This is a genomic window from Pseudomonas sp. ACM7, assembly GCF_004136015.1.
Taxonomy (GTDB): domain Bacteria; phylum Pseudomonadota; class Gammaproteobacteria; order Pseudomonadales; family Pseudomonadaceae; genus Aquipseudomonas; species Aquipseudomonas frigoris.
Genome location: NZ_CP024866.1, coordinates 3,234,236 through 3,246,138 on the forward strand (window position 1 = coordinate 3,234,236; position 11,903 = coordinate 3,246,138).

The following is an 11,903-nucleotide window of genomic DNA, read 5'->3' on the forward strand; positions in this document are numbered from 1 at the left end:
CGTACATCTGTAGGAGCTGCCGAAGGCTGCGATTTTTTGACTTTGCTTTAAACAGAAAGGCCCTGATCTTTCGATCAGGGCCTTTTTTTGTCCGGTGTCAGCGATTAGTTACAGGCCATTGGCAGCCTTGAACTCGCGGCGACGACGGTGCAGAACCGGCTCGGTGTAGCCGTTCGGCTGTTTGGTGCCTTCGACCACCAGTTCGACCGCCGCCTGAAAGGCGATGTTGCTGTCGAAGTTCGGTGCCAGTGGACGATACAGCGGGTCATTGGCGTTCTGACGGTCAACCACTGGCGCCATGCGCTTGAGGCTTTCCATGACCTGATCTTCGGTGACGATGCCGTGACGCAGCCAGTTGGCGATGTGCTGGCTGGAAATCCGCAGCGTCGCACGGTCTTCCATCAGGCCGACGTCGTTGATGTCCGGCACTTTCGAGCAACCGACGCCTTGGTCGATCCAGCGCACCACATAACCGAGAATGCCCTGGGCGTTGTTGTCCAGTTCGTTCTTGATCTGTTCTGCAGTCCAGTCTGGATTGACGGCCAGAGGGATGGTCAGGATGTCATCCACCGAAGCGCGTGCACGTTTGGCCAGTTCGGCCTGACGGGCGAACACATCGACCTTGTGGTAATGCAACGCATGCAGCGCAGCAGCGGTCGGCGATGGAACCCAGGCAGTATTGGCACCGGCCATCGGGTGAGCGATTTTCTGTTCGAGCATCGCTGCCATCAGGTCCGGCATGGCCCACATGCCTTTACCGATCTGGGCGCGGCCTTGCAGGCCGGTGCTCAAACCGATATCGACGTTCCAGTTCTCGTAGGCGCCGATCCACTTCTCAGCCTTCATGTCCGCCTTGCGCACCATCGGGCCGGCTTCCATGGAGGTGTGGATTTCATCACCGGTACGGTCTAGGAAACCGGTGTTGATGAACACTACACGCTCGCTGGCAGCCTTGATGCAGGCCTTGAGGTTGACCGTGGTGCGGCGTTCCTCGTCCATGATCCCGACTTTCAGCGTGTTGCGCGGCAGACCGAGTACTTCTTCGATGCGACCGAACAGCTCGTTGGTGAACGCCGCTTCTTCCGGGCCGTGCATCTTCGGCTTCACGATGTAGACCGAGCCAGTGCGGCTGTTCTTGCGCGAGTTGTTGCCGTTGAGGCTGTGGATGGCCGCGAGGCTGGTGACCAGACCGTCGAGGATGCCTTCCGGCACTTCGTTACCCTCTTTATCGAGGATCGCGTCGATGGTCATCAGGTGACCGACGTTACGCACGAACAACAGCGAGCGACCGTGCAGGCTCAATTCGCTGCCATCGAGGGCGGTGTAGGTGCGGTCGGCGTTCATGGTGCGGGTAAAAGTCTGACCGCCCTTGGAGACTTCTTCCGACAGATTGCCCTTCATCAGGCCGAGCCAGTTGCGGTAGATCACCACTTTGTCATCAGCATCGACGGCGGCGACGGAGTCTTCGCAGTCCATGATGGTGGTCAGCGCGGCTTCCATCAGGATGTCTTTGAGGCCGGCAGCATCGGTCTGGCCGACCGGGGTGCTGGCATCGACTTGGATTTCGAAGTGCAGGCCGTTGTTTTTCAGCAGGGTCGCGGTCGGTGCGGCTGCATCGCCGTGGAAACCGATCAGCTGTGCATCGTTGCGCAGGCCGGTATTGCTGCCGCCTTTAAGGGCGACTACCAGTTTGCCGTCAACGATCTTGTAGCCGGTGGAATCGACGTGAGTGCCGGCAGCCAATGGCGCCGCTTCGTCGAGGAAGGCACGGGCGAAGGCGATGACCTTGTCGCCGCGAACCTTGTTGTAGCCTTTGCCTTTTTCCGCGCCGCCAGCTTCGCTGATGGCGTCGGTGCCGTAGAGCGCGTCATACAGCGAACCCCAACGGGCGTTCGAGGCATTGAGCGCGAAACGGGCGTTCATCACCGGAACCACAAGCTGTGGACCGGCCATGCGGGCGATTTCGTCATCGACGTTTTGCGTCGTTGCCTGGAAATCGGCCGCTTCTGGCAGCAGATAACCGATGTCTTGCAAGAAGGCTTTATAAGCCACGGCGTCGTGTGGTTGACCGGCACGGGATTGGTGCCAGCCGTCGATACGAGCCTGGAAATCATCGCGTTTGGCGAGTAGGGCTTTGTTCTTCGGCGCCAGGTCATGAATGACCTTGTCGGCACCGGCCCAGAACTTATCGGCGGTGAGGCCGGTACCGGGAATGGCTTCGTTGTTCACGAAGTCGAACAGGACTTTGGCGACCTGCAGGCCACCGACTTGAACGTGTTCAGTCATTGCTTGCCTCACTCTGCTCAGCTATTTCGCTTTTCAGCTCTTCAATTTAACAATGAAGCCTCTGGCTATTTAAACCACAAACCCCTTCCACCAGTACATGCCATTTCGGGCGGCTGGGATGGAACCGATCAACGGCTTTGAGGCCTTGCTGATAGGGCTTTCAGGGCTGCGACTGTGCCTGTGGCAAACATCGATCCAACGTTATGTAGTGCGCGCTGCGGCATACTACATGATGAATTGCGCTTGTGAAAATTAGACTAATTACGTCGTACTGCGACCCCATGACGCATTGCGGTCACGTCGGGGAACGGGATGTTCTCAAAAAACTATTGGATTGTTCCAGTTAAATATAAAAACTTGTACACATAATCTTCATTGCGCTGCTATGGGGCTTTGGTTTTCTGAGACGCCGAGACGATTCCGGTCCCTTGCCTATACTTGGTCTTCTATAACAAAAGTCATGACAAGAGGGCTGCGCCATGGACCACCTCGTACTCACTGTTTTCGCTCCGGACAAGCCAGGGCAGGTCGAGCGCATTGCCCAATGCATCGCCGAGCATGGCGGCAACTGGCTGGAGAGCCGCATGTCACGCATGGCCGGGCAGTTCGCCGGGATTCTTCGTGTGGGCGTGCCGGCCGAGGCCTACGACGAATTGGTCGATGCCCTACAGGCGTTGTCCGCCCATGGCATTCGCGTGCTGATTGCCGAAAGCGGCATCGAGCAATCCTGCACCTGGAAACCGATAGCCATGGAATTGGTGGGCAATGACCGCCCGGGGATCGTACGCGACATCACGCGTCTGCTGAGTGAGCAGGGGGTGAACCTGGAGCGTCTGGTGACCGAAGTACGTCCGGCGCCGATGAGCAGCGAGCCTTTGTTTCACGCGGAAGCAATTCTGGCAGTGCCGCTGACGTTGTCCCTGGACGTGCTGCAATCGCGGCTGGAAACCCTGGCGGATGATTTGATGGTCGAATTGGTGCTGCGCAGTGAACCCTGAGCAGGTTATCCAAGTTATACGTGCACCTGCCTGTGGATAACCTGTAGAGACAGCCCGCCAGGCCACGTCGTTCGGGGTTCTTCAGGATTTGATCAAAAAATCAGCAGTTTCAGGGACTTGCGCACAAACGCCGGGGATCACGTTGTGGATAACCTTGGGAAGGATTGATGCAGGCCACGGTAGCCGTAGCCTGCAGAGGTTTGTGCGTTTTTTGATCAGCTGCGGCGACGCAGACTTATCCACGCGTCGATGCTGTAAACCGCCAGGCCCGCCCAGATAAAGATGAACGCTACCAGTGTGCTCGACGACAAATGTTCGCCAAACAGCAGAACGGCCTGCAACAGCACCAGCGTTGGCGCCAGGTACTGGAGGAATCCCAGCGTGGTGTAGGGCAAATGCCGTGCAGCGGCGTTGAAACACACCAGCGGCACCAGCGTCACCGGACCGGCGGCCACCAGCCACCAGGCTTCGGATGTGGTCCAGAACTCGGGCTGAGCGCTTGTGGCCGTCTGATTGAAAAGCAGCCAGGCAATGGCAATCGGCACCAGCATCCAGGTTTCCACCACCAGACCCGGCAGCGCCTTGACCGGTGCCTGCTTACGGATCAGTCCGTAGAAACCGAAGGTCAGCGCCAACACCAATGACACCCACGGCAGACTGCCGACTTGCCAGACCTGTTGCGCGACGCCGACCGCCGCCAGGCCAACCGCCAGCCATTGCATGCGCCGTAGCCGTTCGCCAAGGATCAGCATGCCCAACAGCACGTTCACCAGCGGGTTGATGTAGTAACCGAGACTGGCTTCGAGCATGCGCCCGTTGTTCACCGACCAAACGTAGGTCAGCCAGTTGGCTGCGATCAGCGTGCCGCTCAGGGCCAGGATCGCCAGGCGTTTCGGGTTGTCACGCAACTCGCGCCACCAGCCCGGATGTTTCCACACCATCAGCAGCAAGGCGCCGAACAGCGCGGACCAGAGCACTCGGTGGATGATGATCTCCACGGCGGGCACGCTGGCGATGGCTTTGAAGTAGAGCGGGAAAAGTCCCCAGATGATGTAGGCACTCAGGCCCAGGATGTACCCGCGACGCGGGTTGGCGGCTTGCATGCAGAATCCTTGCTTAGGCAGCTAACAAAGAGGGGATTGTAAGGAGATTTGCAGGAATGGTCGCGGACCAATGTGGGAGCAACTGTCATGGTTGTTTTTATTTTGGAGCTTTTTCAAAAGACAACCGGGTTCCCACAGTTTCAACCCGTGTGATTCTCTACAACCGCAGCCTGTTTAGGCTGCGCGTTCTTTCCATTCAGCTTTGTCTCGGATCATGGCGTTCAAGCGGACCAACAGCACTCGCATGCAGGCAATAAGCGCTACCTTTGCGCATTTGCCCTTCAGGCGCAGTGCTTCATACCGAGCCTTAAACTCAGGTTGCCGCTGGATCACCACCCAACACGCCATGTACATGGCACGACGCGCAGCGAACCTGCCGCCGCTAATGTGGCGCGGACCTTCATGTTGGCCACTNTCGTCGTTGTAAGGGGCTATGCCTGCCAGTGCTGCAATCTCATGCCGGCCAACCTCTCCCAGTTCAGGCAGATAAGCCATTAAGCTAGCCGCCGTCACGAGACCGATTCCTTTAACTGCGCACAAACGGGCAGCTTTATCACGGTNCAGGTCTTTAGCACTTTGACGGATCAGCTTTTCTATCGACTTTATGGCTTGGCCTAAATAGTCGATGTGGCTCTGCAACAAGGGTTTAACCAAGTCCGNAGAGGCAGTTTTGATGCGTCGCACATCGTCACTTTGCTGCTGAACAAAGTTTTCGCGCTGCTGTACCAGGGCACGTAAGTTAGCCTGTTCAGAGCTTATGACTCGGCTATCGGAGTCCTTTATGACCGCTGCAAACTCGGCAAGAAGCCGTGCATCTATCGGGTCGGTTTTGGCGCGATAGCCCATCGCTTTGGCAAAGTCCTTGGCCCGGCGAGGATTGATCCGCAAGACTTCGAAGCCCGCGGNTTGAAGCGCTTTCATGGCTTCTCGCTCGTAACCACCGGTGGCTTCCAGCAATACACGANGGACGCTGTAGAGCTTTAGNCAAACAATCAGNGCAACGAAACCACCGGCAGTGTTGGGGTGNCTTGCGCCAACGTCTTGCGGGTTGATCCGGATTTCAAGATTGTCTTTGGAAACATCGATGCCTGCGCAGGAAAACATAACCAAATCCTCTTACACTCAAAGGTGAGAGCACTCTGGCTGGGCACCACGCTTGTACTGTTCGAGGTAGGCTCGTTCAACTGTCCGGGCTCAATAACCAGAGTAGAGAGGTGAATGGCAGCATGAGCTCCCACACGTGCTTCAGGCACTCCGGGCATTCAGCTTGCCACTCACCGCTCTCATCCTCATCCTAATCCCTGCGCAAGACACAAGCGGGCTTGTTCGCGAAAGCGGTTGAACATTCAACATTGATGTCGACTGCCAGACCGCCTTCGCGAGCAAGCCCGCTCCCACAGGGGATCTGTGTTCGTCAGAAGAGCTTCAATGGCTCTTCGTTGAGCGCGGCCAACTGTTCACGCAACGCCAACACTTGGTCGCCCCAATACCGCTCCGTACCGAACCACGGAAAACTGTGCGGGAACGCCGGGTCGTCCCAGCGGCGGGCGAGCCAGGCGCTGTAGTGCATCAGGCGCAAGGCGCGCAGCGGTTCGATCAACGCCAGTTCCCGCGGATCGAAGTCGTGGAACTCGCTGTAGCCGTCCATCAATTCCGACAACTGACCCAGACATTCCTGACGATCACCCGCCAGCATCATCCAGATGTCCTGCACCGCCGGGCCCATGCGGCAGTCGTCCAGGTCGACGATGTGGAACATCTCGTCGCGGCACATCATGTTGCCGGGATGGCAGTCGCCGTGCATGCGGATGTTCTTGTGCGGCGTAACGTTGTAGACCTCTTCCACACGCTTGAGCAGGTCGCGGGCCACGGACTCGTAGGCCGGCAGCAGGCTTTTGGGTACGAAATTGCCTTCGAGCAATGTCGTCAGCGAGTCATGACCGAAGTTCTTCACGCCCAGCGCTTCACGGTGTTCGAACGGTTTTGTAGTGCCGACGGCGTGCAGGCGACCGAGCAGTTGCCCCAGGCGATACAGCTGATCGAGATTGCCCGGCTCCGGCGCACGGCCGCCACGGCGGGGGAACAGGGTGAAGCGGAAACCGTTGTGTTCGTGCAGGCTGGCACCGTTGTGAATCATCGGCGCGACCACCGGCACGTCGCACTCGGCGAGTTCGAAGGTGAATTGGTGCTCTTCGAGAATTGCTTCGTTGGTCCAGCGCTGCGGACGGTAGAACTTGGCGATCAGCGGTTCGGAGTCTTCGATACCGACCTGATAGACACGGTTCTCGTAGCTGTTGAGCGCCAGAATGCGCGCGTCGCTGAGAAAGCCGATGCTTTCGACGGCATCGAGCACGAGGTCTGGGGTGAGGGTTGCAAACGGGTGGGCCATGCTGACTCCTGCGCGCGGCAGGCTGCCGCGTCCGGCCAAGCATGGTAGCGCAGACGGGGCTTCTTTAGGGGGTGGGCTTGAGGTAAGTGTTGTCTGGGCTGACGCATTCGCGAGCAAGCCCGCTCCCACATTTAACCGAGTTCTCCCAGAAGAATACGGTCGAATGTGGGAGCGGGCTTGCTCGCGAAGAGGCCCGATCAGGCGCCGACGACCCCGCCATCTTCACGGGAAATTGCCATCACCGAAGACCGCGGTTTGCCATTCGGCAGATGCTCAGGGAACGTCGACCCGCCGTTCTCCCCCGGATGCTGAATCCCGACAAACAAGGTCTTCTGATCCGGCGAGAAGCTGATCCCCGTCACCTCGCAGCCCACTGGCCCGACCATGAAACGACGAATCTCCCCGGTTACCGGGTCGGCACACAGCATCTGATTGTTGCCCATGCCCGCGAAATCACCGGCATTGCTCGAATCGCCATCGGTGAGAATCCACAACCGCCCAGCCTTGTCGAAACCCAAGCCGTCCGGGCTGTTGAACATGTTTTGCGGTGTGATGTTCGACGAACCGCCCTTCGGCGTGCCCGCGTGGACGCCCGGATTGCCGGCGACCACGAACAGGTCCCAGGCAAAGCTTTTCGAGCCGTGATCGTCCCGGTCAGTGCGCCAGCGCAGAATCTGCCCGTAGACGTTTTTCTCGCGCGGGTTCGGTCCGCCCACCGGCTGGCCATCCTCGCCACGCTTGGCGTTGTTGGTCAGCGTGCAATAGACCTGGCCATCCTTGGGGCTGACGACGATCCATTCCGGGCGGTCCATGCGCGTGGCCTTCACCACACTTGCGGCGAGGCGGGCGTGAATCAACACTTCGGCCTGATCGGCGAAACCGCTGCTGGCGTCGATGCCGTTTTTACCGTGGGTCAGTTCGATCCATTCGCCTTGGCCTTTCGGATGATCGGCATTGCCGTCGCCCGCGTCGAAGCGCGCCACGTACAAGGTGCCGTGGTCCAGCAGGTCGCGGTTGGCCTTGGGGTTCTTGTGGTTGATCTTGTCGCGACTGACGAATTTGTAGATGAACTCGCCGCGCTCATCATCGCCCATGTACACCACGGCGTGACCATCACTGGTTTCGGCCAGGGCGGCGTTTTCATGTTTGAAGCGGCCCAACGCGGTGCGTTTGACTGGCGTCGATTGCGGGTCGAACGGGTCGATTTCCACGACCCAACCGTGACGGTTGAGCTCGTTGGGGTTTTTCGCCAGGTCGAAGCGCTCGTCGTGTGGGTGCCAGTTGATCTCTTTGCTGGCCGCCACTGCGCCGTAGCGTTTCTGCGCGGCGTCGAATTTTTGCTCGGCATTGCTGCTGCCGAAGCAGTCAGTGAAGTTTTCTTCGCAGGTCAGATACGTGCCCCACGGCGTCTTGCCGTTGGCGCAGTTCTGGAAGGTGCCAAGGACGTTCTTGCCGTGAGGGTCGGCACTGGTTTTCAGCAGCGCGTGGCCGGCGGCCGGACCGCTCAGGTTGATCGGCGCGTTGCCGTGAATGCGCCGGTTGTAGCGCGAGCCCTGGACGAAATCCCACTGGCCGTTCTTGCGCTGCACTTCGATCACCGACACGCCTTCACAGGCCAATGCCTTGCGCACGTCAGCAGCCGATTGCGGCATGCCGCCGTGGGCGTAGAGGTAGCGATAGTTGGTGTATTCGTTGTTGATCGCCATCAGCGCCCGGTTGTGGTCACCGGGGAATTCGAACAGGCTCATGCCGTCGTTGTTGTCGCCGAACTGGGCTTCCTGATGTTCAGCTGTGCCGTTACCGCTCGGGTCGAATGCCGGGCCGTTCTTCTGCAGGGGTTGGCCCCAACTGATCAATACCGAAGATTTATAGCCTGGCGGTAGAGTAATGGCGTCGCTGGTGGCGGCGGGAATACTGTCAAAACCCAACAGGTTGCTGGAGCCGGCGTTGACGCTGGCGGCCAGCACGCTGCGGCTCAGCAGGTTGCCGCCCATGAACATCGCTGCACCGCAAAGGGCGCCGGCGCTGATGAAGCCACGACGGCTGAGGCCGACCATGTTCTCGAGGTCGGTGGATTGGTTGTCTTCTAATAGGCTCACATCAGGCTCCCTGCGGGTTTTTGCAGTCACCTTAATGAGCGTTAATGACACTTGTGTTTCAAAGCGGTGTACCGAGTAAAACGTTGGATGGCGCGAACTGCACCAGCACCGGTTTGTCCGTCGTCAAACCGAGGGTTCTCAAGTGCAGCGGTTCGGCCAGCGCGCAGAGTGTCTGGCCGTTGGGCAGGCCGATTCGAACTTCACTGGGACCGTCCTCGGCGTCGAGAATTTCCTCGATGATGCCCTTCAGGCAATTATTGCCGGGTGTTGCCACTTGATCGATGCCCAGCAACTCCAGCCAACCGGCCTTGATCAGTGCGACCACTTCGGTGCCGATTTCGAGTTCCAGACGCAGGGTGCTGTCGTGAGTGATCTGCGCATCGATGCTCAAGCCTTCGGCCAGCTCGAGACGAATTCGGTCGTTGTGCCCTTGGGTATCAATCGCCACAACCTTGCCATGCAGTTGATTGCGCGCGCTGGTTCTGAGCATCAGTCGGCCGAGCAGGTCGAGATCGCTGGCATCTTCGGCGGCTTCCAGCACCTGAGCCTGCAAGGCTTGCAGCTTTTGATACAGGCGCAATACGCGCTCGCCTTCTCTGGAGAGTTTGGCACCGCCGCCGCCCTTGCCGCCGACACTGCGCTCCACCAACGGTTTTTGCGCGAGGTTGTTCAGCTCATCGATGGCGTCCCAGGCTGCTTTGTAACTCAGCCCCGCGCTTTTCGCGGCGCGGGTAATCGAGCCTTGTTCGGCGATGTGTTGCAGCAACGCGATGCGCTGCGGACGACGGACAATGTGATGGGACAACAACGTAGGCAAGGACATGGCAAGACGCTTTGGGCTGTGGCGATGGGAAAGACGTTGGCGGCTTGGGGCTCGGGAGTCAAGTCAGGTGTAACACTGTCCACTGTGGGAGCGGGCTTGCTCGCGAAGGTGCCAGTTCAGTCGACACCTCTGTTGAATGTCAGTCCGTCTTCGTCGGAACGCCGCCCGGAGCAAGCCCGCTCCCACAGGTTTTGTTCCCTGGGGTTAAACCGCATCGCCGGGCTTGGGTGTGCGAGCCAGACAATAGACGTCCACCCGCGCGGCGCCGGCGTCCATCAACAGACGAGCCAAGGCTTGCGCCGTGGCGCCGGTGGTCAACACATCGTCCACCAATGCTAAATGACGACCCTTGATGCACGCATCGGGCGTCAGGGCGAAGGCGTTGCGCAGGTTCTTTTTGCGGGCCTCGGCATTCAGGTCCTGTTGGGCGCTGGTGTCCTGAATCCTCAGTAACAGCGTTTCATCGCACGGAATGTCGAGGCTGGTGCTGAGCCAGCGGGCGAGCATCGCGGCCTGGTTGAAACCCCGTTTACGCAGTCGTTTGGAGGCCAGCGGAACCGGGATGAGCGCGTCGGGTCGATTCAGGTCTTCATCGAAGCGATGTTGCAGAAACTGAGCGAGAAGTTCGGCGAGCAGGCGACCAAACGGCCACTTCGCAGAGTGTTTGAAGCGTGTGATCAACGTGTCCACCGGAAAGCTGTAAGTCCAAGGCGTAGCGACCCGTTCAAAGGCTGGCGGTTGTTTCAGGCATTGGCCGCAGGTCAGGCCAGCGGTGGGCAACGGCAGGGCGCAGGTTTGGCATTGATCGCCAAGCCAGGGCAACTCTGTTTCACAGGCCATGCAGATGGGTGTGCATTCATCGGCGGGTTCTGAACAGAGCAAACAGAATTGGTCGTTTTTTAACCAGATGTAAACCGGTCCTTCGTATCGTGGTTGACAGCGCATGAGTCTTCCTTAAATATGCCGAACATCCGTGTCGCGTCTGTGGGTATTCCATTCCCCAGTCGCTTGCCAAGCATAAAACAAAGGAAACGCCCATGAGCGCCAGCACCACTGCAACCCTGCGTCATGACTGGTCTTTGGCCGAAGTCAAAGCACTCTTCGTTCAGCCATTCAATGACCTGTTGTTCCAGGCGCAGACGGTGCACCGCGCGCATTTCGACGCCAATCGGGTCCAGGTGTCGACGCTGCTGTCGATCAAAACCGGTGCCTGCCCGGAAGATTGCAAATATTGTCCGCAGTCCGGTCACTACAACACCGGCCTGGAAAAAGAAAAACTGATGGAAGTGCAGAAGGTCCTCGAAGAGGCCGCTCGCGCCAAGGCCATCGGTTCGACCCGTTTCTGCATGGGTGCGGCGTGGAAACATCCGTCGGCCAAAGACATGCCTTACGTGCTGGAAATGGTCAAAGGCGTGAAAGCCATGGGCCTGGAAACCTGCATGACCCTCGGTCGCCTTGATCAGGACCAGACCGTCGCTCTGGCTGACGCCGGCCTCGACTACTACAACCACAACCTGGATACCTCGCCTGAGTTCTACGGCAGCATCATCACCACCCGCACTTACAGCGAGCGCCTGCAAACGCTGGCCTACGTGCGTGAGTCCGGGATGAAGATCTGCTCCGGCGGCATTCTCGGCATGGGCGAGTCCCTCGACGATCGCGCCAATCTGCTGATCCAGCTGGCCAACCTGCCGGAGCACCCGGAGTCGGTGCCGATCAACATGCTGGTGAAAGTCGCCGGAACGCCGCTGGAAAATGCCGACGATATCGACCCGTTCGACTTCATCCGCATGCTGGCTGTCGCACGTATCCTGATGCCGCAATCCCACGTGCGCCTGTCCGCCGGCCGCGAAGCGATGAACGAGCAGATGCAGGCCCTGGCGTTCTTTGCCGGCGCGAACTCGATTTTCTACGGCGATAAGCTGCTGACCACCGCCAACCCGCAGGCCGACAAGGACATGCAACTGTTCGGGCGCTTAGGCATCCTGCCGGAAGCGCGTGAAGAGCACGCGGACGAAGTCCACCAGGCAGCGATCGAACAAGCGCTGGTTGAGCAGAAGAGCAGCGAGCAGTTCTATAACGCTGCTGTTTAATCGCCCTATCGATTCCCTGTAGGAGCTGCCGCAGGCTGCGATCTTTTGATCTTGTTTTTAAGGGCAAAATCAAAAGATCGCAGCCTGCGGCAGCTCCTACAGAGGCTCGTGC

9 protein-coding genes are annotated in these 11,903 nt (G+C 58.8%); 2 read left to right on the forward strand and 7 right to left on the reverse strand.

Features of this window, described 5'->3' with window-relative positions:
• Positions 1-108: 108 nt before the first annotated feature.
• Positions 109-2,286: a malate synthase G gene (locus CUN63_RS15210; RefSeq protein ID WP_129440581.1), complete on the reverse strand. Its 2,178-nt coding sequence runs from the start codon at positions 2,284-2,286 to the stop codon at positions 109-111.
• Positions 2,287-2,765: 479 nt separating this feature from the next.
• Here CUN63_RS15210 and CUN63_RS15215 point away from each other — a divergent pair, with 479 nt between their 5' ends.
• Positions 2,766-3,284, forward strand: coding sequence for a glycine cleavage system protein R (locus CUN63_RS15215; protein WP_007947710.1), 519 nt, complete (start codon positions 2,766-2,768; stop codon positions 3,282-3,284).
• Between the two features lie 215 nt (positions 3,285-3,499).
• On the opposite strand, the gene rarD is transcribed toward CUN63_RS15215, so the two are convergent.
• The 6 genes from rarD to CUN63_RS15250 all read right to left on the reverse strand — a co-directional run bounded on the left by rarD (position 3,500) and on the right by CUN63_RS15250 (position 10,643).
• Positions 3,500-4,387, reverse strand: coding sequence for an EamA family transporter RarD (rarD, locus tag CUN63_RS15220; protein ID WP_129440583.1), 888 nt, complete (start codon positions 4,385-4,387; stop codon positions 3,500-3,502).
• Positions 4,388-4,561: 174 nt separating this feature from the next.
• Positions 4,562-5,491, reverse strand: a complete 930-nt coding sequence (locus tag CUN63_RS15225) for a transposase (RefSeq protein WP_129440585.1) — start codon at positions 5,489-5,491, stop codon at positions 4,562-4,564.
• Between the two features lie 310 nt (positions 5,492-5,801).
• Positions 5,802-6,776 (reverse strand): serine/threonine protein kinase, encoded by a 975-nt coding sequence (locus tag CUN63_RS15235; RefSeq protein ID WP_129440587.1) that lies wholly within the window; start codon positions 6,774-6,776, stop codon positions 5,802-5,804.
• Between the two features lie 197 nt (positions 6,777-6,973).
• The gene (locus CUN63_RS15240; protein WP_129440589.1) at positions 6,974-8,875 is read right to left on the reverse strand and encodes a PhoX family phosphatase; all 1,902 of its coding nucleotides are present in this window, start codon (positions 8,873-8,875) and stop codon (positions 6,974-6,976) included.
• 58 nt (positions 8,876-8,933) lie between these two features.
• The gene (locus tag CUN63_RS15245) at positions 8,934-9,698 is read right to left on the reverse strand and encodes a TOBE domain-containing protein (protein ID WP_129440591.1); all 765 of its coding nucleotides are present in this window, start codon (positions 9,696-9,698) and stop codon (positions 8,934-8,936) included.
• Positions 9,699-9,902: 204 nt separating this feature from the next.
• A complete protein-coding gene (locus CUN63_RS15250; RefSeq protein WP_129440593.1) occupies positions 9,903-10,643 on the reverse strand; it encodes a ComF family protein in 741 nt (246 codons plus the stop codon).
• Positions 10,644-10,735: 92 nt separating this feature from the next.
• Here CUN63_RS15250 and bioB point away from each other — a divergent pair, with 92 nt between their 5' ends.
• Complete coding sequence (gene bioB / locus CUN63_RS15255; protein ID WP_129440595.1) at positions 10,736-11,791, forward strand: biotin synthase BioB; 1,056 nt, start codon at positions 10,736-10,738, stop codon at positions 11,789-11,791.
• The last annotated feature ends 112 nt before the right edge of the window (positions 11,792-11,903 follow it).